Here is a 19,792-nt window from a genome sequence, read left to right as displayed (position 1 = left end):
GCCAAAGCCTCATTGTTTCAGCTTCGCCTGCCGCTCACGACGTGCTGCGGGCGCCCAGTCGAGCGCGCCGATACGCCAAAGATAGACAAGACCTGCCAACAGAATTGCTATGAAAACGGTAGCTTCGATGAGGCCGGCCCAGCCGCTTTCGCGTACGGAGACGGACCAGGCAAAGAGGAAGAGGGCTTCAACGTCGAAGATCACGAACAGCATCGCGACCAGATAGAATTTGGCGGACAGGCGCAGACGGGCGCTGCCGGTGGGCACCACGCCGGCCTCGAACGGCTCGTTCTTGCTGCGCCCCCAGGCGCGGCTGCCGAGCAGGCTGGAAACGCCGAGCATGAAGGCGATCAGGCCGAAGACGCCGAGCAGGAAGACGGCGAAACTCCAGTTGTGGGCAAGCAATGCGCTCGATTCGGTCATGCCGGGCACTCTTCGAAAATCTGGGACATGGCGTGGGGGTTAGCCTTGACGGCGCCAGGCAGCGCTGCGGCAGTTTGTCACGCCCGGGAAAAATTGCCGCAATTGTAGGCTTCCTCACTTCGTAAGTAAATTTATCCGTTGGGATTATCTATTGCAGGGCGGGGAACAATCCTTGCCGCGCTTGACCCAGATCAGCGGTGCGCGGATAAAAAAGGCCCCGCCGGAGCGGGGCCAAACGTGCATGGCACGACCTTGAACGGGAAGCTGGCTCAGGCCCCGGCGCGCAGGGCGGCGCCCCTGGCGCGGGTCACCCGGTCCACCAGGTAGACCAGGCCGTGATAGTCGATGCCGCTGTGGCTCGACAGGCCGATCTCGCAGGTGCGACTGGTGGAGACGCCCTCGCCGCACTGCTGCACCGCGTCCTTCAGCGAGCGCAGCGCATGGCTGTTCAGCTCGGGGACGTTGAAGCCCTTGTCGCCGGCGAAGCCGCAGCAGTGGATACCCTCCGGTACCACCACCTGGCTCGTACAGCGGCTGACGATATCGATCAGCCCCTGCGCCTCGCCCAGGTGCTGGGTGCTGCAGGTGACGTGCACCGCCACCGGTTCGGTCTGCGGGGTGAACTCCAGGCGCTCGAGCAGGTGCTCGCGGATGAACTTCACCGGGTCGTAGACCTTCAGCCGTGCGTCGGTGAGGTCCTGCACCAGGCGCAGGGTGCACGGGCTGGTGTCGCAGTAGATCGGATCGAGACCGCCGCGGCTGGCCTGCACCAGCGCGTCGATCAGCTCGCGGCGCTTGGCCTCGGCCTGCTCGGGGTAGCCCTTGGAGGCGAACGGCTGGCCGCAGCACAGGTTGTCCAGCTCGCTCGGGAACACCACCTGGAAGCCGGCCTTCTCCAGCAGCGCACGGGTCTTATCGAGCAGCGGCACCTGTTCGGCATCGCCCGCCGCCGGACCCATGGCGCGCGATACGCAGGCGGCCAGATAGACCACCCGCGGTTTTTCAGTCACTTGCTGCGCGGCCGGCAGCGCCAGGCGCACCGGCTGCGGCATGGCGGGCGTCCATTGCGGCAGACGCTCGCCGGACAGCCGGCGCAGGCCGGCGCTGAGCGCAGCCAGGCGCGGCGCGCCGAGCAGACGGCGCGCCGCGTCGGCGGCGGCCAGGGTCAGGCGGGTGCCTTGCAGCACGGTGGCGAAATGCCCCGCCAGCCAGGTCGCGGTGCCGGCATGGTCGGCCTCGGCGGCGCGCAGCTTGCGCACCAGGTCGCCGGTGTTGATGCCGACCGGGCAGCGCTGCGCGCACAGCCCGGTGGCGGCGCAGGTGTCGAGGCCGTGGTAGTGGTAGGCGCGCTCCAGTTCGCTGGTGTCGATGCCGGCGCGCTTGCGCGCCTGGATGTCGCGCCAGATGACGATGCGCTGGCGCGGCGTCAGGGTCAGTCCGCGCGACGGGCACACCGGCTCGCAGAAGCCGCACTCGATGCACTTGTCGACGATCTCGTCGGCGGCCGGCAGCGGCTTGAGGTTCTTCAGGTGGATCTCGGGGTCCGCCGAGAGCACCACGTCGGGGTTGAGGATGCCTCTGGGGTCGAGCAGGCGCTTGATCTGCCACATCAGCCGGTAGGCCTCTTCGCCCCACTCCAGCTCGACGAAGGGCGCCATGTTGCGCCCGGTGCCGTGCTCGGCCTTCAGCGCGCCGCCGAACTCCACCGCCACCAGCTGCGCCACCTCGCCCATGAACGCTTCATAGCGCGCCACCTGGGCGGGATCGTCGAAGCCCTGGGTGAACACGAAGTGCAGGTTGCCCTCCAGGGCGTGGCCGAACAGGATCGCCTCGTCGTAGCGGTGCTTGTCGAGCAGCTCGAGCAGGCGGTTGACGCCGTCGGCAAGGCGCTCGACCGGGAAGGTGACGTCCTCGATGATCACCGTGGTGCCGGTCTGGCGTACCGCGCCGACCGCCGGGAAGGTGTCCTTGCGGATCTTCCACAGCTGGTTGTAGACGACCGGGTCCTCGCTGAAGTCGACCTGCTTCTCCACCGGGAAGTGGGCGATGGACGCCATGATCTGCGCGATCTGCTCGTGCAGCAGGCTCTGGCTGGCGGCGCGCGATTCGATCAAGAGCGCGCAGGCACCGCCCGACAGCGCCTTCACCCAGACCGGCATGCCCTTCATGTTCTCCACCGAGCGCAGACTGCGGCGGTCGAGCAGCTCCACCGCGGAGACCGGCTGCTGCTTGAGCACCGGCACCGCGCGGCAGCAGTTCTCCACGTCGGGGAAGACGATCAGCGCGCTGGCCTTGTGCGGGTAGTCCGGCACGGTGTGGTAGGTCACCGCGCTGATAAAGCCCAGCGTGCCCTCCGAGCCGACCATCAGGTGGTTGAGGATGTCCAGCGGCTCGTCGAAGTCGACCAGCGCGTTGAGCGAGAAGCCGGTGGTGTTCTTCAGCCGGTATTTGTGACGGATCTTGTCGGCCAGCGCGGTGTTGGCGCGGGTCTGCCGGCCCAGTTCGGCCAGTTCGGCGAGCAGTGCGGCGTGGCTCTGGCGGAAGGCGGCCACGCTGACCGGGTCCTCGCTGTCCACCACGCTGCCGTCGGCCAGCACCAGGCGCAGGCCGGCGAGGGTCTTGTAGCTGTTCTGCGCGGTGCCGCAGCACATGCCGCTGGAGTTGTTGGCGACGATGCCGCCGATCTTCGCCGCGTTGATCGAAGCCGGATCGGGGCCGATCTTGCGCTGCAAGGGCGCCAGCACGGCGTTGGCGTTGGCGCCGATCACCCCCGGCTGCAGGCGGATCTGCATGCCGCCGGCGCGGACGTCGCGGCCGTTCCAGTTGTCGCCGAGGACCAGCAGCACCGAGTCGCTGATCGCCTGGCCGGACAGGCTGGTGCCGGCGGCGCGGAAGGTCACCGGGACCTGGGAGGCCGAGGCCAGCTTGAGCAGTTCGACCACCTCGGCTTCCGACTCGACACGCAGCACCAGCTTGGGAATCAGCCGGTAGAAGCTGGCGTCGGTGCCGAAGGCCAGGGTGGACAGCGGGTCGTCGAAGCGTCGCTCGCGCGGGATCAGCCGCTCGACGGCGTCAATAAAGGAAGCCGGCAGGCTCATGCGTCCTCCAGGATCAGCACGATAAGATCTTTGGGGCCGTGGGCTCCGTAGGCCAGCACCTGCTCGATGTCGGCGGTCTTCGACGGCCCGGACACCAGCAGGGCGTTGGTCGGCATGCCGGCGGCCCAGCGCTGCTCCTGCATCACCTCGTAGAGGTTGTCGCGAATCTGGCTGGCCTTGAGCAGGGCGAAGTGCACCGGCGGCACCAGGCTCATCAGGCGCGGCTCATGGCGGTCCGGCCAGAGGATCAGGCTGCCGGTGGCGGCGATGGCGCCGAGGGTGCCGGTCAGGCTGGCCGGGGTGTCGTCGAACAGTTCGGCCTTCCATTCTTCGACCGGGCGGTCGTAGGCCTTGAGCACCGGCAGTCCCGGGCGCCCGGCGAAGTGCGCGGCGAGCTGCGCGCCGTGCGGTGTGCCCGGGGCGATCAGCAGGCTGGGCAGCTGCCTGACCGCCAGCAGCCGCTCGACCAGCGCCGGCCAGTCGGTCGTCGTGGTCAGGTGGGTTTCGGTGTGCACCGCTTCCATCAGCTGGCGCAGGCGACTGATGCGCTCGCCGGCCGGATAGCGCCACGGCTCGGTCACCAGGGCGACGTCGTAGTCGTCGGCGATCGGCTGGGTTCCGGCCAGGCTGTTGCGCAGCTTGGCGAGGATATTGGCTTTGGCAGACATCACTTGCCCTCCAGGTGCTCGCGGGCCAGCTCGTGCAGCGAGCGGGCGGCCGGTTTCGGTGCGCTGTGGTGCTGCGTCCACGGGCCGAGCTGGTTCGGCGTCAGGCCGCGCAGGCGGGTGGCCAGCAGGCCGAAGGCGCGGTACGCCAGCGGGCTGGTGTTGAGCAGGCGCCAGCCCTTCCACAGCAGACGCTCGCTGGCCGAGTACTTGCTGCCCTGGCCGCGCATTACCTTGTGCGGGTCGTCCGGGCTCTTCACGTTCTCTTCGCGCAGGCGGCGCAGCAGCGCGGGGATCGGGATCTTCACCGGGCAGACCTCGCCGCAGGCGCCGCACAGCGAGGAGGCGGACGGATGGTCCGGGGTGTTTTCCAGGCCCATCAGGTGCGGCGAGATGATCTTGCCGATCGGTCCCGGGTACACGGTGCCGTAGGCCTGGCCGCCGATGCGGGTGTACACCGGGCAGTGGTTCATGCAGGCGCCGCAGCGGATGCAGTTGAGGGTCTGGCGCAGCTCGCCGTCGGCGAAGGCCTGGCTGCGGCCGTTGTCGAGCAGCACCAGGTGGACTTCCCGCGGGCCGTCCAGTTCGTCGCTCTTGCGCGGCCCGGAGATCATGTTGACGTAGGTGGTGATGCCCTGGCCGAGCGCCGAGCGGGTCAGCAAGGAGAGCAGCGGCACCACGTCGCGCAGGTTCTCGACGACCTTTTCTATCCCGGTGACGGCGATATGCACCGGCGGCACGGTGGTCGACATGCGGCCGTTGCCTTCGTTCTCGACCAGCAGCAGAGTGCCGGTCTCGGCCACCGCGAAGTTGACCCCGGAGACGCCGATGTCGGCCTCGAAGAACTTCTGGCGCAGCACGCGGCGGCCGGTCTGGATCAGCTGGTCGACGTCCTCGGTGTAGGCTTCCCCGAGCTTGTCGTGGAACAAGGACGCGACCTGTTTGGCGTTCTTGTGGATCGCCGGCATGATGATGTGGGTGGGCTTCTCGTGGTCGAGCTGGATGATGTACTCGCCCATGTCGGACTCCAGGGCTTCGATGCCCTCGGCCTCCAGCACATGGTTCATGTCCATCTCTTCGCTGACCATCGATTTGCCTTTGATCACTTGCCGCGCCTCGTGAGCGCGGATGATCGACAGGACGATGGCGTTGGCCTCGTCCACCGTCTCCGCCCAGTGCACTTTCACACCGTTGCGGGTCAGGTTGGTTTCCAGCCGCTCGAGCAGGTCGGGCAGCTGGGACAGCGCGCGGGCGCGCACATGGTTGCCCATCTCGCGCAGGTGTTCGCGCTCGAAATCGTCGGGCATCGACGCCAGGCGCTTGGCCATCAGCGAGTCCATGGCCTTGCGCATATTGCCGCGCAGCTGGCGGTCCTGCAGTGCGTCGTGGGCGTTGTGCTTGAGTTCGCGGCTGGGAATTTCGACCGCCGGGATGCGCTGGCTCATCGGCCACCTCCGGTACGTTGCCAGAGGAAGCTGGCCAGGTGCTGGCCGCGCAGCGCGGCGTTCTGCTTCTCGAAGGCGCCGTTGATGTTGAGCAGGCAGCCGCAGTCGGCGCTGATCACCTGGGCGGCGCCGGACTCCCGCAGGGCGCGGGTCTTGTCGGCGACCATGGCGCCGGAGATGTCCGGCATGCGCACGCTGAAGGTGCCGCCGAAGCCGCAGCACTCGCTCTCGTGGTCGTGGTCGACGCGCTCGACCCCGGTCAGCTGGGCGAGCAGGGCGCGGCCGTGCAGGTGGGTGTTCATCTCGCGGCGCGCCGAGCAGGAGGTGTGCAGGGCGATGCGGGTCGGCGCACCCTGGTCCTGGAATTCGACCTTGCAGATATAAAGAAGGAACTCGGCCAGCTCGAAGGTGCGCTCGGCCAATGCCCGAGCGCGGGCCAGGGTTTCCGGCTCGTCCTTGAACAGCTCGGCGTAGTGATGGCGGACCATCCCGGCGCAGGAGCCGGACGGCACCACCAGCGGCCAGTCCTGCTCGAACAGCGCGAGCTGGGCGCGCGCCACCTCGCGGGCCTCGTCGGTGTAGCCGGAGGTGTAGGCCGGCTGGCCGCAGCAACTCTGCGCCTGCGGGAAGTGCACGCGGATGCCCTCGCGCTCGAGCAGGCGGATGGCGTCCATCCCGGCCTCGGGGAAGAACAGGTCGAGCACGCAGGTGCCGAACAGATAGACGTTGGCCGGCTTGTGCGCCGGGTACTGGCGTGGCGTCGGCAGCGGCGGCGCCACGCGGGTGGCGTTGGGTGCGGCGTCGTAGAACAGGTCGCTCATCAGGCATGCCTCCGGGTGGGCCCGGTTATCGAATGGCAGACGCCGGGGAGACCCCGGCGCTGCGTGCTTCAGCTGACAGTCTTAGTGCACCAGCATGCCGGTGAACACGTAGGCCTGGGCCAGGGTGATCAGACCGACGAAGGTGGCGAAGATCAGGCTGTGCTTGAGGGTGAAGCGGAACAGGTCCGACTCCTTGCCGACCATGCCGGTGGCGGCGCAGGCCACGGCGATGGATTGCGGCGAGATCATCTTGCCGGTCACGCCGCCGCTAGTGTTGGCGGCCACCAGCAGGGTGTCGTTGACGCCGATCTGGTGCGCGGTGGTGGCCTGGAGCGAGCCGAACAGGGCGTTGGACGAGGTGTCCGAGCCGGTCAGGAACACGCCCAGCCAGCCGAGCAGCGGCGAGAAGAACGGGAACGCCACGCCGGTGCCGGCCAGTACCAGCGCCAGGGTGCTGGACATGCCGGAGAAGTTGGTGACGAAGGCGAAGGCCAGCACCATGCCGATGGAGAGGATCGGCCAGCGCAGTTCGACCAGGGTTTCCTTGAAACTGGTCAGACCATCTTTGGCGTTGACCTTGAGCACGATCATCGACAGCAGTGCGGACAGGAAGATCGCGGTGCCGGTGGCCGATACCGGGTCGAGCTTGAACACGGCGGGGATGGCGGTGGCCTTGGCGACGATCGGCGCGCCCTTCATCACCAGCTGGTCGAGGTGCGGGATGGCGAAGTAGAACACCCAGTCGTGCAGGGCGCCGTCGGCGGCGAACATCGCCTTGAACGGCTTCAGGGTCCACACGGTGACCATCGCGGTGAGGATCAGGAACGGCGACCAGGCCTTGATGATCTGGGCGGTGCTGTACGGCGACGGAGTGGTGTTGCGCGGACCACCGAAGCCGCCCATCACCGCGGCGCCGCCGGCGGTCATGCCGACCACCTGGGCGCTCTCTGCGCGCTTGGGCTGCCAGACCTTCAGGAAGGCGGTGAGGCACACCAGGCTGACCAGCGCCGAGGTGATGTCCGGCAGTTCCGGGCCCATGAAGTTGGAAGTGAAGTACTGGGTGACGGCGAAGCTGGCGCCGGCGACCAGCGCGGCCGGCCAGGTTTCCTTGACGCCGCGCCAGCCGTCCATCATCGCCACCAGCCAGAACGGCACGATGATCGACAGCAGCGGCAGCTGACGGCCGGTCATGGCGCCGATCTTGAAGGGGTCGATGCCGGTGACCTGGCCGGCCACGGTGATCGGGATGCCCAAGGCGCCGAAGGCCACCGGAGCGGTGTTGGCGATCAGGCACAGGCCGGCGGCGTACAGCGGGTTGAGGCCGAGGCCGACCAGCAGGGCGGCGGTGATCGCCACCGGGGCGCCGAAGCCGGCCGCGCCTTCGAGGAAGGCGCCGAAGGAGAAGCCGATCAGCAGCACTTGCAGGCGCTGGTCGTCGGTGACCGACAGCACCGAGCTGCGGATCACCTCGAACTGGCCGCTCTTCACCGTGAGTTTGTAGAGGAATACCGCGGCGACGATGATCCAGGCGATCGGCCACAGGCCGTAGATGAAGCCGTAGCCGGCGGCGGCGAAGGCCATGTCGGCGGGCATGCCGTAGGCGAAGATGGCCACCAGGATCGACAGGGCGAGGGTGATGGTGCCGGCGACGTGGCCCTTGAGGCGGAACACCGCCAGGGCCAGGAAGAAGAACACGATCGGGATCAGGGCGGCGAGTGCCGACAGGCCGAGGCTGCCAAGCGGGGTATAGAGCTGTTGCCAGGCTTGCATGAGGGATTCCCCTTGATTGTTGTTGGGTGCGGCTGCAGCGCTGGAACGCGTTGGCCGGGGTCCGGGATGGGGGTTCCGGGGCGGCTTGGGCGAATATTGGTAATACCAATTTACAGCAGCGCGAAGGAAGATTAATTTTTGAGCAGGCCTGTGTCAATTTGCCCGCTTGCGACTTTCGTCGTGGGTATGCTCGCCGCGCCGCGGTTGCAGGGGGTGGGGTGGCTGGGTAGGCTGTGGTCGCAAGACGACCGGATAGCGCGGCAGAGGGCCGGCGCGCTGGTCAAACCAGTGGAGATTCAGTGATGGGGTTTGGTCCGCTTCGGCAGCGCCGTCTGTCGGATGACATCGTCGAGCGCCTCGAGGCGATGATCCTCGAAGGCTCGCTCAAGGCCGGCGAACGCCTGCCGGCGGAGCGCGCATTGGCCGAGCAGTTCGGCGTATCGCGCCCGTCGCTGCGCGAGGCGATCCAGAAGCTGGCGGCGCGCGGCCTGCTGGTCAGCCGCCAGGGCGGCGGCACCTACGTGGCCGAAGGGCTCGGTTCGGCGTTCAGCGATCCGCTGCTGCAACTGCTGGAAACCAGCGGCGAGGCGCAGCGCGATCTGCTGGAGTTCCGCCACACCCTGGAGGGTGCCTGCGCCTTCTACGCCGCGCAGCGCGCCACGCCGCTCGATCACACCCGCCTGCGCGACGCCTTCGAACGGCTGCAGGCCTGCTATGCCGCGCCGGTGCCGGGCGGCGGCGCCGAGGAAGGCCTGGCCGATGCCAACTTCCACCTGGCGATCGCCGAGGCCAGCCACAACGCCGTGCTGCTGCACACCATCAAGGGGCTGTTCGATCTGCTCAAGCGCAACGTGGTGACCAATATCGGCGGCATGTACGCGCAGCGTGGCGAAACCCGCGAGATGCTGATGCAGCAACACCGCGAACTGTACGAGGCGATCATCGAAGGGCGTGCCGAAGTGGCGCGGGAAATTTCCAGCCAGCACATCCACTACGTGCAGGAAGTGCTGGCCGAGGTGCAGCAGGAGGCGCGTCGCGAGGCGCGGGCGCGGCGGCGGCAGGGGTTGTAGCGATAGGCGGGGAGGGAGGGCGCCGGCGAGAACGGTCGGCGCCCGGCAGGATCAGTCGTCCTTGCCCTTACTGCGCACGGCGCGCTGGATCTCGCGGTTGGAGTCGCGTTCCTTTTCCACGGCGCGCTTGTCGAATTCCTTCTTGCCCTTGGCCAGGGCGATCTCGCACTTGACCAGGTGCTTCTTCCAGTACAGCGACAGGGCGACGCAGGCGTAGCCCTTCTGCTGCACGGCGCCGAACAGCTTGCCGAGCTCCTGCTTGTGCAGCAGCAGCTTGCGGGTGCGGGTCGGGTCGGCGATGACGTGGGTGCTGGCCGCGCTCAGCGGGGTGATGTGGCTGCCGAGCAGCCAGGCCTCGCCGTCCTTGAGCAGCACGTAGCTGTCGGTGAGCTGGCCCTTGCCTGCGCGCAGACTCTTGATCTCCCAACCGACCAGGGAGACGCCGGCCTCGAAGCGTTGTTCGATGTGGTAGTCGTGCAGGGCCTTCTTGTTGAGGGCGATGCTGCCGGCGGGGTGTTTTTTCTGTTTAGCCATAGGCGGCGCATTATAGGGATTTGCCTGCCGCGGCGCCATGTGTCTTGCGGGCGGTGCGCGGCTTGAGCCGCTGCGGCGAAATCCGGACAATATGCGCAAACTTCCGGCGAGTCCCCATGAGCACGCACATCCAACGCTCGGCCCTGCTGCCGTATCCCGCGCAGGCGCTCTACGACCTGGTCAACGACGTGGCCAGCTACCCGCAGTTCCTGCCCTGGTGCACGGCCAGCGAGGTACTGGAGCGCACGCCCGAGCGCATGCGCGCCACGCTCAAGGTCGGGCGCGCCGGAATCAGCCAGCAGTTCACCACCAGCAACACCCTGACGCCGGGCGAGTCGATCGAGATGAAGCTGGAGCAGGGGCCGTTCAGCGCCCTGTACGGGGTGTGGACCTTCCAGGCGCTGAGCGACAGCGCCTGCAAGATCAGTCTCGACCTGACCTTCGACTACTCCGGCGCGCTGGTCAAGGCCACCCTCGGCCCGCTGTTCAACCAGGCCGCCACCACCATGGTCGACGCCTTCTGCCAGCGGGCCAAGCAGCTCTATGGATAGGCCGGACACCATCGCCGTCGAGGTGGTCTACGCCTTGGCCGACAAGCAGAAGCTGCTGCGCCTGAGCGTGCCCTACGGCACCACCATGCGCGAGGCGGTCGAGCGCTCGGGGATCGCCAGCCTGTTTCCGGGGCTGGAGCTGGATGGGGCGCCCATGGGAATCTTCGGCAAGGCGGTGGCCAGGCCCGAGGAGCGCGTGCTGAAGGACGGCGAGCGAGTGGAGATCTACCGGCCGCTGATCGCCGATCCCAAGGAGGCGCGCAAGCAGCGCGCGGCCAAACTGAGCAGGGCCAGGGCGGGCGAGGGCGGATGAATCGGCCGGCGACGTGAAACGAAAAAGCCCGAGCGTTGCTCGGGCTTTTTGTTGGAAGGCCGACTTATTCCTCGGGCTCGACGTCCAGCGGCTCCGGAGTCGGCACCGGCGCCGGCTCGGCTTCGTCTACCTCGCGCTGGATCTGCTCGAGCAGCGAGCCGGGGGCGGGCGCCGGTTCGGCGGGTGCCGCTTCGCTCGGCGGGGTGGTCGGTTCGGTGGCGGCCGGGGCTTCCTGGGGCGCCGCGCCTGCGCTGCCGCCGCTGATCGCCTCGTCACGGCTTACGCCGGGCATGAAGTCGCCGGCCAGGCCGACCAGCTGCTCATTGGCGTCGAACACCAGGCTGATGCGTTCCTGCTGGCGTACGCCGCCGCCGGGCTGGATACTGTAGAGGTAATCCCAGCGGCGAGCATGGAAGGTGTCGGTGATCAGCGGGTTGCCCATGATAAACCGCACTTGCCGCTGGGTCATTCCCGGGCGCAACTGGTCTATCATGTCCTGAGTAACCACGTTGCCCTGCTGGATGTCGATCTTGTACACCCCCGGAAACGAACAGCCGGCGAGTGCTGCAAGTCCCAGGAAAGTGAGGCCGGTCAGCATGAGCTTGGCTTTTTGCATCGGTGGTTCTCTTCCACTATCTTGGCGGGCAACAGAAACGGGATCATACCCGCATTGAGGGAGGCTGCGAAGCGCTCCTCTGTGAGAAAGCTGAACATGGTTGAAAACAACGAACTGCGTAAGGCGGGGCTCAAGGTCACCCTTCCCCGGATCAAGATCCTGCAGATGCTCGATTCCGCCAAGCGGCGTCACATGAGTGCCGAGGATGTCTACAAGGCACTGATCGATGCCGGCGAGGATGTCGGTCTGGCCACGGTGTATCGGGTGCTGACCCAGTTCGAGGCAGCCGGCCTGGTCGAGCGTCACAACTTCGACGGTGGCCACGCGGTGTTCGAGCTGTCCGACGGCGCCCACCACGACCACATGATCAACGTCGACAGCGGCGAGGTGATCGAATTCATCGATCCGCAGATCGAGAAGCGTCAGCGCGAGATCGCCGAGGAACACGGCTACGAGCTGGTCGATCACAACCTGGTGTTGTACGTGCGCAAGAAGTCCTGAACGGCAGGCAACAACGAAAAAGGCGACCTCGGGTCGCCTTTTTCATGTCCGCTCGCCGGATTCAGGCCGCCACGTTGCCGATCAGCTGGCGGGCATGGGCCAGCGATTCGTGGGTCAGGTCGAGACCGCCGAGCATGCGCGCCACCTCTTCGATGCGCTGGCTCGGGCCGAGCTCGGCCACCGCGGTGCGCGTCTCGTCGCTGCCGCGCTGCTTGTGGACGAACAGGTGCTGGTGGCCGTAAGCGGCGACCTGCGGCAGGTGGGTGACGGTGAGCACCTGGCCGCGCGCGCCCAGGCGACGCAGCAATTGGCCGACCACCTCGGCGGTGGGGCCGCCGATGCCGACGTCGACTTCGTCGAACACCAGGGTGGGGATGCGCGAGGTCTGCGCGGTGATCACCTGGATGGCCAGGCTGATGCGCGACAGCTCGCCGCCGGAGGCCACCTTGGCCAGGCCCCGGAGCGGCTGGCCGGGGTTGGCGCTGACCTGGAACTCCACCTGCTCGAGGCCATGGGCCTGTGGCTCCTCGCTGACCGCCGGTTGCAGGACGATGGCGAAGCGCCCGCCGGGCATGCCCAGGCGCTGCATTTCCGCCTCCACCGCGGCGGCCAGGCGAGTCGCCGCGTCGCGGCGCAGGATGCTCAGCTCGCCGGCGCGCTCGTGGTAGTGGCGGGCGTAGGCAGCCAGCTCGTCGCCGAGTCGTCCGACCGCCGCGTCGTCGGCGTCCAGTCCGGCCAGTTCGCCGCGCAGGCGCTCCTGCAGCTCGCCCAGTTCGGCGGGCTGCACGCGGTGCTTGCGCGCCAGGCTGTAGATGGTGTCCAGGCGCTCCTCGATCTGCTGCAGGCGCTGCGGGTCGGCCTCGAAATGGTCGACGAAGCGATTGAGGCTGCTCACCGCCTCTTCGACCTGGATCTGCGCGCTGGCCAGCAGGTTGATCGCCTCTTCCAGCGCGGCCGGCTGGCCATGACTGCCACCCAGGCGTTGCAGGCTGCTGCCCAGGGCGCTGAGCACGTTGCCACCGTCGCTCTCGCTGCACAGGTCGATCACCTGGCGGCAGGCGCCGAGCAGCGCGCCGGCGTTGCTCAGGGTCTTGTGCTCGCGTTCCAGATCCGTCAGCTCGTCGGCGCCGAGGGCGAGGTTGTCCAGTTCCTCGAGCTGATAGCTGAGCAGTTGCTGGCGCGCGTGCTGCTCCTCGCTGCTGCCGGCCAGGCGCTGCAGCTCGTTGCGCGTCTGCCGCCAGCGCTGCGCGGCCAGCTGCACCTGGCGGGCCGCTTCGTCGGCGCCGGCATAGGCGTCGAGCAGGCGGCGGTGGGTGTCGGGCTTGAGCAGCGACTGGTGCTCGTGCTGGCTGTGGATGTCGATCAGTCGTTCGCCGAGCAGCTTGAGGTCGCCGAGCGGGCAGGGCGTGCCGTTGATGTAGGCGCGCGAGCGGCCTTCGCGGGTGATCACCCGGCGCAGGATGCACGGACCGTCGCCTTCCAGGTCGCGCGCGACGAGCCAGTCGCGTGCCTCGGGAATGTCGCCCAGGTCGAAACTGGCCAGCACGTCGGCCTTGTCGGCGCCGGGGCGCACCACATCGCCGCCGGCGCGATCGCCGAGGGCGAGGCCGAGGGCGTCGAGCATGATCGACTTGCCGGCGCCGGTCTCGCCGGTGATGACGCTCATGCCGCCGCGCAGCTCTAGATCGAGCTGCTCGACGATGGCGTAGTTGCGGATCGACAGATGCACGAGCATGGAGCTGGACCTCGCGGGCGGTTTGTCTGTGTATTTGTACAGTATGTGTGGATTTGTACAGTAGTCAACTTTGTCGCGGCAATCCCCCTTGAAGCTGCGGCCGGCGCCCCCATATAGCCGCCTGAATCGCGGGCAGTGCCCGACCGTTGCTTTGAAGGAGACATCCATGGCTGACGAACACAAGCTTGATCCGCAGGGCCCCGAGGCCGAGGTGCAGGGCGAGGCGGCAGGCGCCGCCGGCGAAGACCTGGCGCAACGTGTGCAGGCGCTCGAGGAGCAGGTGGCCGAGGCCCGCGATCAGGCCCTGCGCGCCGCCGCCGAGCTGCAGAACGTGCGTCGCCGCGCCGAGCAGGACGTTGAGAAGGCGCACAAGTTCGCCCTGGAGAAGTTCGCCAGCGACCTGTTGGTGGTGGTCGACAGTCTGGAGCGTGGTCTCGAGCTGTCCGATCCGGACAACGAGGCGCTGCGGCCGATGCGCGAGGGCATGGAGCTGACCCTCAAGGCCTTCCACGACACCCTCAAGCGCTACCAGGTCGAGGCGCTCGATCCGCACGGCGAGCCGTTCAATCCCGAGCATCACCAGGCGATGGCCATGCAGCCCAGCGCCAGCGTGGAGCCGGGCAGCGTGCTCAAGGTGTTCCAGAAGGGTTATCTGCTCAATGGTCGTCTGCTGCGTCCCGCCATGGTGGTGGTCAGCAAGGCCGAGTGACATGAATCGCCGGGAATGCCCTTGAAAGTCGTCTGGGCATCCCCATCTGTAGTGCCAAGCATCGAGTCATCCGGGCGATCCCGCGAGATCGCCGGAATTCAAGTTTCGGGAGAGTGAATATGGGCAAAATCATCGGCATCGACCTGGGTACCACCAACTCCTGCGTATCCGTGCTGGAAAACGGCGTGGCCAAGGTCATCGAGAACGCGGAAGGGGCACGCACCACCCCCTCGATCATCGCCTACAGCAACGAGGGCGAGATCCTGGTCGGCCAGAGCGCCAAGCGCCAGGCAGTGACCAACCCGCACAACACCCTTTATGCGGTGAAGCGCCTGATCGGCCGCCGTTTCGAAGAGGACGTGGTGCAGAAGGACATCAAGCTGGTGCCCTACAAGATCGCCAAGGCCGACAACGGTGACGCCTGGGTCGAGGTCAAGGGCCAGAAGATGGCGCCGCCGCAGATCAGCGCCGAAGTGCTGAAGAAGATGAAGAAGACCGCCGAGGACTACCTGGGCGAGCCGGTCACCGAAGCGGTGATCACCGTGCCGGCGTACTTCAACGACAGCCAGCGCCAGGCCACCAAGGACGCCGGCCGCATCGCCGGTCTGGACGTCAAGCGCATCATCAACGAGCCGACCGCCGCGGCGCTGGCCTATGGCATGGACAAGGCCAAGGGCGACCACACCATCATCGTCTATGACCTGGGTGGCGGTACCTTCGACGTGTCGGTGATCGAGATCGCCGAGGTCGACGGCGAGCACCAGTTCGAGGTGCTGGCCACCAACGGCGACACCTTCCTGGGCGGCGAGGACTTCGATATCCGCCTGATCGACTACCTCGTCGACGAGTTCAAGAAGGAAAGCGGCATCGACCTCAAGGGCGATCCGCTGGCCATGCAGCGCCTGAAGGAAGCCGCCGAGAAGGCCAAGATCGAGCTGTCCTCCGCGCAACAGACCGACGTCAACCTGCCGTACATCACCGCCGACGCCACCGGTCCGAAGCACCTCAACGTCAAGGTCACCCGCGCCAAGCTGGAAGCTCTGGTCGAGGAGCTGGTCGCGCGCACCATCGAGCCGTGCCGCGTGGCCCTCAAGGACGCCGGCATCGACGCCAGCAAGATCGACGAGGTAATCCTGGTCGGCGGTCAGACCCGCATGCCGCTGGTGCAGCAGAAGGTCGCCGAGTTCTTCGGCAAGGAGCCGCGCAAGGACGTCAACCCGGACGAGGCCGTGGCCATGGGCGCCGCCATCCAGGGCGCCGTGCTGGCTGGCGACGTCAAGGACGTGCTGCTGCTCGACGTCTCCCCGCTGACCCTGGGCATCGAGACCCTGGGTGGCGTGATGACCGCGCTGATCGAGAAGAACACCACCATCCCGACCAAGAAGTCGCAGGTGTTCTCCACCGCCGACGACAACCAGTCGGCCGTGACCATCCACGTGCTGCAGGGCGAGCGCAAGCAGGCCGCGCAGAACAAGTCGCTGGGCCGTTTCGACCTGGCCGACATCCCGCCGGCGCCGCGCGGCGTGCCGCAGATCGAGGTCACCTTCGACATCGACGCCAACGGCATCCTGCACGTCGGTGCCAAGGACAAGGCCACCGGCAAGCAGCAGTCCATCGTGATCAAGGCCAACTCCGGCCTGTCCGAGGAAGAGATCCAGCAGATGGTCCGCGATGCCGAGGCCAACGCCGAGGAGGATCGCAAGTTCGAGGAGCTGGTAGCTGCGCGCAATCAGGGCGATCAGCTGGTGCACGCTACCCGCAAGATGGTTACCGAGGCCGGCGACAAGGCGACCGCCGAGGAGAAGGCCGCCATCGAAACCGCGCTGGGCGAGCTGGAAGTGGCCGTGAAGGGCGACGACAAGGACGCTATCGAGGCCAAGGTCAACGCCCTGTCCCAGGCTTCCGCCCCGCTGGCGCAGAAGATGTACGCCGAGCAGGCCCAGGACGCCACCCAGGCCGATGCCGCCAAGCAGGACAAGGCCCCCGGCGACGACGTGGTCGATGCCGAGTTCGAAGAGGTCAAGGACAACAAGTAAGCGTCACGCTTGCTTCCGCCCCGAGCCGCCGCAGCCCTGCGGTGGCCCTGAACCGCCACGCGGGAGCTTGCTCCCGCGTCGGCGTGTCTGGGGTAGATGAAACCGGAGTGCATGAGATCCATGGCAAAACGTGACTATTACGAGGTGCTCGGAGTCGAGCGCGGGGCCAGCGAGGCGGAGCTGAAGAAGGCTTATCGCCGCCTGGCCATGAAGTACCACCCGGACCGCAATCCCGACGACAAGGCGGCCGAGGAGAAATTCAAGGAGGCCAACGAGGCCTACGAAGTGCTCTCCGACGCCAGCAAGCGTTCCGCCTACGACCAGTACGGCCATGCCGGGGTCGATCCGAGCATGGGCGGCGGCGCCGGTTTCGGTGCCGGTGGCGCCAACTTCTCCGACATCTTCGGCGACGTGTTCAGCGACTTCTTCGGTGGTGGTCGCGGCGGTGCGCGCGGTGGCCCGCAGCGCGGCGCCGACCTGCGCTACACCCTGGAGCTGGACCTCGAGGAGGCGGTGCGCGGCACCACGGTGACCATCCGCGTGCCCACCCTGGTGGCGTGCAAGACCTGCGACGGCAGCGGCGCCAAGAAGGGCAGTGCGCCGGTCACCTGCACCACCTGCGGCGGCATCGGTCAGGTGCGCATGCAGCAGGGCTTCTTCTCGGTGCAGCAGACCTGCCCGCGCTGCCACGGCAGCGGCAAGATGATTTCCGACCCCTGCGGCAGTTGCCACGGCCAGGGCCGCGTCGAGGAGCACAAAACCCTGTCGGTGAAGGTGCCGGCCGGCGTGGACACCGGCGATCGCATCCGGCTGGCGGGCGAGGGCGAGGCCGGGACCCTGGGCGGTCCGGCCGGCGACCTGTACGTGGTGGTCAACGTGCGCGAGCACGCGATCTTCCAGCGCGACGGCAAGCACCTGTACTGCGAGGTGCCGATCAGCTTCGCCGATGCCGCGCTGGGCGGCGAGCTGGAAGTGCCGACCCTGGATGGTCGGGTCAAGCTGAAGATTCCCGAGGCCACCCAGACCGGCAAGCTGTTCCGCCTGCGCGGCAAGGGGGTGACTCCGGTGCGTGGTGGTGGCGCCGGCGACCTGATGTGCCGGGTGGTGGTGGAGACGCCGGTCAACCTCGACAAGCGCCAGCGCGAGCTGCTCGAAGAGTTCCGCGGCACCCTGCAGGGCGACAGCTCGCACTCGCCCCGGGCCAGTGGCTGGTTCGAAGGCGTGAAGCGTTTCTTCGACGATCTTTAACCGAACGGGAGGGCGGCGCGGCGCGCGCCGGTCGCTCTCCGGAGCAGAGTTATGCGACGTATTGCAGTGATGGGCGCCGCCGGGCGCATGGGCAAGACCCTGATCGAGGCGGTGCTACAGGCGCCGGGCGCGGTGCTGACGGCTGCGGTGGATCGTCCGGACAGCAGCCTGGTCGGCGCCGACGCCGGCGAGCTGGCCGGCCTCGGCCGCCTCGGCGTGACCCTGGCGGGCGAACTGGAGCGGGTGCTCGAAGATTTCGACGTACTGATCGACTTCACCCATCCGACCGTGACCCTGAAGAACCTCGCCACCTGCCGCGCGGCCGGCAAGGCGATGGTCATCGGCACCACCGGCTTCACCCCGGAGGAGAAGCAGCAGCTGGCGGAGGCGGCCAAGGATATCCCGATCGTCTTCGCCGCCAACTTCAGCGTCGGCGTCAATCTGTGCCTGAAGCTGCTGGACACCGCGGCGCGGGTTCTGGGGGATGACGTCGACATCGAGATCATCGAGGCGCACCACCGCCACAAGGTCGACGCCCCGTCCGGTACCGCCCTGCGCATGGGCGAGGTGGTCGCCAATGCCCTGGGACGCGATCTGCAGCAGGTCGCGGTGTACGGCCGCGAAGGGCAGACCGGTGCGCGGGTCCGCGAGACCATCGGCTTCGCTACCGTGCGTGCCGGCGATGTGGTGGGCGACCATACCGTGCTGTTCGCCGCCGACGGCGAGCGCGTGGAGATCACCCACAAGGCCTCCAGTCGCATGACCTTCGCCCGTGGCGCGGTGCGTGCCGCGTTGTGGTTGGAGGGGCGTACGGCGGCGCTCTACGACATGCAGGATGTGCTCGATCTCGCCTGAGCATCGACGGGCCGCGGCTGCGCGGCCCGCTTGCCCCGCAAGGGTGCGTTGGTCGGCGCGGACGCCGCTGGCCCCTTTCCGCTGGATGATTTTTGTACTAAAATATCGCACCAGTGTGTCCATTAAGAGCATGCAAAGTGTCCAAATCAAAGCGGGGTGATGTGAGTCTCACGTCATTCCGCTTTTTTGCAGCCTGAATTTTTGCATGCAACGGCTCTATTTACGGGAGGTCTTCTTGACTAAGCCAGCCATACTCGCGCTTGCCGACGGCAGCATTTTCCGCGGTGAAGCCATCGGCGCCGACGGTCACGCCGTTGGTGAGGTGGTGTTCAATACCGCCATGACCGGCTATCAGGAAATTCTCACCGATCCTTCGTACGCCCAGCAGATCGTCACCCTGACCTACCCGCACATCGGCAACACCGGCACCACTGCGGAAGACGCCGAGTCGACCAAGGTGTGGGCCGCCGGCCTGATCATCCGCGATCTGCCGCTGCTGGCCAGCAGCTGGCGCAACAAGCAGTCGCTGCCGGAGTACCTGAAGGAGCACGGCACCGTCGCCATCGCCGGTATCGATACCCGTCGCCTGACCCGCGTGCTGCGCGAGAAGGGTTCGCAGAACGGTTGCATCCTGGTCGGCGCCGACGCCACCGACGAGAAGGCCCTGGAACTGGCTCGCGCCTTCCCCGGCCTCAAGGGCATGGACCTCGCCAAGGTGGTCAGCTGCAGCGAAACCTACGAATGGCGCTCCAGCGTGTGGAACCTGGAAACCGACAGCCACCCGGAAATCCCGGCCAGCGAGCTGCCCTACCACGTCGTGGCCTACGACTTCGGTGTCAAGCTGAACATCCTGCGCATGCTGGTGGCGCGCGGCTGCCGCGTGACCGTGGTGCCCGCGCAGACTCCGGCCAGCAGCGTGCTGGCGATGAGTCCGGACGGCGTGTTCCTGTCCAATGGCCCGGGTGACCCCGAGCCGTGCGACTACGCCATCCAGGCCATCAAGGACGTGCTGGAGACCGAGATTCCGGTATTCGGCATCTGCCTCGGCCACCAGCTGCTGGCCCTGGCTTCCGGCGCCAAGACCATGAAGATGGGACATGGCCACCACGGTGCCAACCACCCGGTGCAGGACCTCGATACCGGCGTGGTGATGATCACCAGCCAGAACCACGGCTTCTGCGCGGACGAGGCCACCCTGCCGGCCAACCTGCGCGCCACCCACAAATCGCTGTTCGACGGCACTCTGCAAGGCATCGAGCGCACCGACAAGGTCGCCTTCAGCTTCCAGGGCCACCCGGAAGCCAGCCCGGGCCCGCACGACGTGGCCCCGCTGTTCGATCGCTTCATCGCCGAGATGGCCAAGCGTCGCTAAGCCTGCCGACAGATCAACGGATTCGTGTGA

At 67.2% G+C, this 19,792-nt stretch carries 18 protein-coding genes; 9 read left to right on the top strand and 9 right to left on the bottom strand.

The window, feature by feature from the left end; translation table 11 throughout:
* Positions 1–9 precede the first annotated feature (9 nt).
* The 6 genes from LMJ29_RS03685 to LMJ29_RS03660 all read right to left on the bottom strand — a co-directional run bounded on the left by LMJ29_RS03685 (position 10) and on the right by LMJ29_RS03660 (position 8,222).
* Positions 10–423, bottom strand: a complete 414-nt coding sequence (locus tag LMJ29_RS03685; RefSeq protein ID WP_229604153.1) for an NADH-quinone oxidoreductase subunit A — start codon at positions 421–423, stop codon at positions 10–12.
* A gap of 269 nt (positions 424–692) precedes the next feature.
* Entirely contained in the window at positions 693–3,521 is a 2,829-nt protein-coding gene (locus tag LMJ29_RS03680) for an FAD-binding and (Fe-S)-binding domain-containing protein (protein ID WP_229604151.1), read from the bottom strand.
* A complete protein-coding gene (locus LMJ29_RS03675) occupies positions 3,518–4,189 on the bottom strand; it encodes a LutC/YkgG family protein (RefSeq protein ID WP_229604149.1) in 672 nt (223 codons plus the stop codon). Before LMJ29_RS03675 ends, LMJ29_RS03680 begins: the two co-directional genes overlap by 4 nt.
* Positions 4,189–5,631 carry a LutB/LldF family L-lactate oxidation iron-sulfur protein gene (locus tag LMJ29_RS03670; RefSeq protein ID WP_229604147.1) on the bottom strand — a complete coding sequence of 481 codons (1,443 nt, stop codon included), beginning with the start codon at positions 5,629–5,631 and terminating at the stop codon, positions 4,189–4,191. Before LMJ29_RS03670 ends, LMJ29_RS03675 begins: the two co-directional genes overlap by 1 nt.
* Positions 5,628–6,452 (bottom strand): (Fe-S)-binding protein, encoded by an 825-nt coding sequence (locus tag LMJ29_RS03665; RefSeq protein WP_229604145.1) that lies wholly within the window; start codon positions 6,450–6,452, stop codon positions 5,628–5,630. Before LMJ29_RS03665 ends, LMJ29_RS03670 begins: the two co-directional genes overlap by 4 nt.
* Positions 6,453–6,533: 81 nt before the next feature.
* Positions 6,534–8,222: a lactate permease LctP family transporter gene (locus LMJ29_RS03660; protein WP_229604143.1), complete on the bottom strand. Its 1,689-nt coding sequence runs from the start codon at positions 8,220–8,222 to the stop codon at positions 6,534–6,536.
* Positions 8,223–8,524: 302 nt separating this feature from the next.
* On the opposite strand from LMJ29_RS03660, the gene LMJ29_RS03655 reads away from it, so the two are divergent.
* The gene (locus LMJ29_RS03655; RefSeq protein WP_229604141.1) at positions 8,525–9,292 is read left to right on the top strand and encodes a GntR family transcriptional regulator; all 768 of its coding nucleotides are present in this window, start codon (positions 8,525–8,527) and stop codon (positions 9,290–9,292) included.
* A 51-nt stretch (positions 9,293–9,343) separates the two neighbouring features.
* Here the strand turns inward: LMJ29_RS03655 and smpB are convergent, their stop codons facing one another.
* Positions 9,344–9,826, bottom strand: a complete 483-nt coding sequence (gene smpB, locus LMJ29_RS03650; protein ID WP_229604139.1) for an SsrA-binding protein SmpB — start codon at positions 9,824–9,826, stop codon at positions 9,344–9,346.
* 116 nt (positions 9,827–9,942) lie between these two features.
* Here smpB and LMJ29_RS03645 point away from each other — a divergent pair, with 116 nt between their 5' ends.
* Both LMJ29_RS03645 and LMJ29_RS03640 read left to right on the top strand, forming a co-directional pair.
* On the top strand, positions 9,943–10,377 hold the full coding sequence (locus LMJ29_RS03645; protein WP_229604137.1) for a type II toxin-antitoxin system RatA family toxin: 435 nt from the start codon (positions 9,943–9,945) through the stop codon (positions 10,375–10,377).
* The gene (locus tag LMJ29_RS03640; RefSeq protein ID WP_229604135.1) at positions 10,370–10,690 is read left to right on the top strand and encodes an RnfH family protein; all 321 of its coding nucleotides are present in this window, start codon (positions 10,370–10,372) and stop codon (positions 10,688–10,690) included. Before LMJ29_RS03645 ends, LMJ29_RS03640 begins: the two co-directional genes overlap by 8 nt.
* Before the next feature lie 64 nt (positions 10,691–10,754).
* Here the strand turns inward: LMJ29_RS03640 and LMJ29_RS03635 are convergent, their stop codons facing one another.
* Positions 10,755–11,306, bottom strand: a complete 552-nt coding sequence (locus LMJ29_RS03635; RefSeq protein ID WP_229604133.1) for an outer membrane protein assembly factor BamE — start codon at positions 11,304–11,306, stop codon at positions 10,755–10,757.
* A gap of 96 nt (positions 11,307–11,402) precedes the next feature.
* On the opposite strand from LMJ29_RS03635, the gene fur reads away from it, so the two are divergent.
* Entirely contained in the window at positions 11,403–11,807 is a 405-nt protein-coding gene (gene fur, locus LMJ29_RS03630; protein ID WP_229604131.1) for a ferric iron uptake transcriptional regulator, read from the top strand.
* A 61-nt stretch (positions 11,808–11,868) separates the two neighbouring features.
* On the opposite strand, the gene recN is transcribed toward fur, so the two are convergent.
* Positions 11,869–13,542, bottom strand: a complete 1,674-nt coding sequence (recN, locus tag LMJ29_RS03625; RefSeq protein ID WP_229604129.1) for a DNA repair protein RecN — start codon at positions 13,540–13,542, stop codon at positions 11,869–11,871.
* 166 nt (positions 13,543–13,708) lie between these two features.
* On the opposite strand from recN, the gene grpE reads away from it, so the two are divergent.
* The 5 genes from grpE (at position 13,709) to carA (ending at position 19,762) form a co-directional block, all read left to right on the top strand.
* Positions 13,709–14,251 (top strand): nucleotide exchange factor GrpE, encoded by a 543-nt coding sequence (grpE, locus tag LMJ29_RS03620; protein WP_229604127.1) that lies wholly within the window; start codon positions 13,709–13,711, stop codon positions 14,249–14,251.
* Between the two features lie 119 nt (positions 14,252–14,370).
* A complete protein-coding gene (dnaK, locus tag LMJ29_RS03615) occupies positions 14,371–16,287 on the top strand; it encodes a molecular chaperone DnaK (RefSeq protein ID WP_229604125.1) in 1,917 nt (638 codons plus the stop codon).
* Positions 16,288–16,407: 120 nt separating this feature from the next.
* Complete coding sequence (dnaJ, locus tag LMJ29_RS03610; protein ID WP_229604123.1) at positions 16,408–17,535, top strand: molecular chaperone DnaJ; 1,128 nt, start codon at positions 16,408–16,410, stop codon at positions 17,533–17,535.
* 51 nt (positions 17,536–17,586) lie between these two features.
* Positions 17,587–18,390, top strand: a complete 804-nt coding sequence (dapB, locus tag LMJ29_RS03605; protein WP_229604121.1) for a 4-hydroxy-tetrahydrodipicolinate reductase — start codon at positions 17,587–17,589, stop codon at positions 18,388–18,390.
* A 235-nt stretch (positions 18,391–18,625) separates the two neighbouring features.
* Positions 18,626–19,762: a glutamine-hydrolyzing carbamoyl-phosphate synthase small subunit gene (gene carA, locus LMJ29_RS03600; RefSeq protein ID WP_229604119.1), complete on the top strand. Its 1,137-nt coding sequence runs from the start codon at positions 18,626–18,628 to the stop codon at positions 19,760–19,762.
* Positions 19,763–19,792 lie beyond the last annotated feature (30 nt).

This window comes from Pseudomonas oryzagri, assembly GCF_020831405.1.
Taxonomy (GTDB): Bacteria; Pseudomonadota; Gammaproteobacteria; order Pseudomonadales; family Pseudomonadaceae; genus Geopseudomonas; species Geopseudomonas oryzagri.
The sequence above is the reverse complement of the archived record's forward strand: the minus strand, read 5'-3'. Positions and strand labels throughout refer to the sequence as shown.

Excerpts from the sequence above, each read along its gene's own strand:
- LMJ29_RS03685 (WP_229604153.1), bottom strand. The coding sequence starts at position 423 with ATGACCGAATCGAGCGCATTGCTTGCCCACAACTGGAGTTTCGCCGTC.
- LMJ29_RS03680 (WP_229604151.1), bottom strand. The coding sequence starts at position 3,521 with ATGAGCCTGCCGGCTTCCTTTATTGACGCCGTCGAGCGGCTGATCCCG.
- LMJ29_RS03675 (WP_229604149.1), bottom strand. The coding sequence starts at position 4,189 with ATGTCTGCCAAAGCCAATATCCTCGCCAAGCTGCGCAACAGCCTGGCC.
- LMJ29_RS03670 (WP_229604147.1), bottom strand. The coding sequence starts at position 5,631 with ATGAGCCAGCGCATCCCGGCGGTCGAAATTCCCAGCCGCGAACTCAAG.
- LMJ29_RS03665 (WP_229604145.1), bottom strand. The coding sequence starts at position 6,452 with ATGAGCGACCTGTTCTACGACGCCGCACCCAACGCCACCCGCGTGGCG.
- LMJ29_RS03660 (WP_229604143.1), bottom strand. The coding sequence starts at position 8,222 with ATGCAAGCCTGGCAACAGCTCTATACCCCGCTTGGCAGCCTCGGCCTG.
- LMJ29_RS03655 (WP_229604141.1), top strand. The coding sequence starts at position 8,525 with ATGGGGTTTGGTCCGCTTCGGCAGCGCCGTCTGTCGGATGACATCGTC.
- smpB (WP_229604139.1), bottom strand. The coding sequence starts at position 9,826 with ATGGCTAAACAGAAAAAACACCCCGCCGGCAGCATCGCCCTCAACAAG.
- LMJ29_RS03645 (WP_229604137.1), top strand. The coding sequence starts at position 9,943 with ATGAGCACGCACATCCAACGCTCGGCCCTGCTGCCGTATCCCGCGCAG.
- LMJ29_RS03640 (WP_229604135.1), top strand. The coding sequence starts at position 10,370 with ATGGATAGGCCGGACACCATCGCCGTCGAGGTGGTCTACGCCTTGGCC.
- LMJ29_RS03635 (WP_229604133.1), bottom strand. The coding sequence starts at position 11,306 with ATGCAAAAAGCCAAGCTCATGCTGACCGGCCTCACTTTCCTGGGACTT.
- fur (WP_229604131.1), top strand. The coding sequence starts at position 11,403 with ATGGTTGAAAACAACGAACTGCGTAAGGCGGGGCTCAAGGTCACCCTT.
- recN (WP_229604129.1), bottom strand. The coding sequence starts at position 13,542 with ATGCTCGTGCATCTGTCGATCCGCAACTACGCCATCGTCGAGCAGCTC.
- grpE (WP_229604127.1), top strand. The coding sequence starts at position 13,709 with ATGGCTGACGAACACAAGCTTGATCCGCAGGGCCCCGAGGCCGAGGTG.
- dnaK (WP_229604125.1), top strand. The coding sequence starts at position 14,371 with ATGGGCAAAATCATCGGCATCGACCTGGGTACCACCAACTCCTGCGTA.
- dnaJ (WP_229604123.1), top strand. The coding sequence starts at position 16,408 with ATGGCAAAACGTGACTATTACGAGGTGCTCGGAGTCGAGCGCGGGGCC.
- dapB (WP_229604121.1), top strand. The coding sequence starts at position 17,587 with ATGCGACGTATTGCAGTGATGGGCGCCGCCGGGCGCATGGGCAAGACC.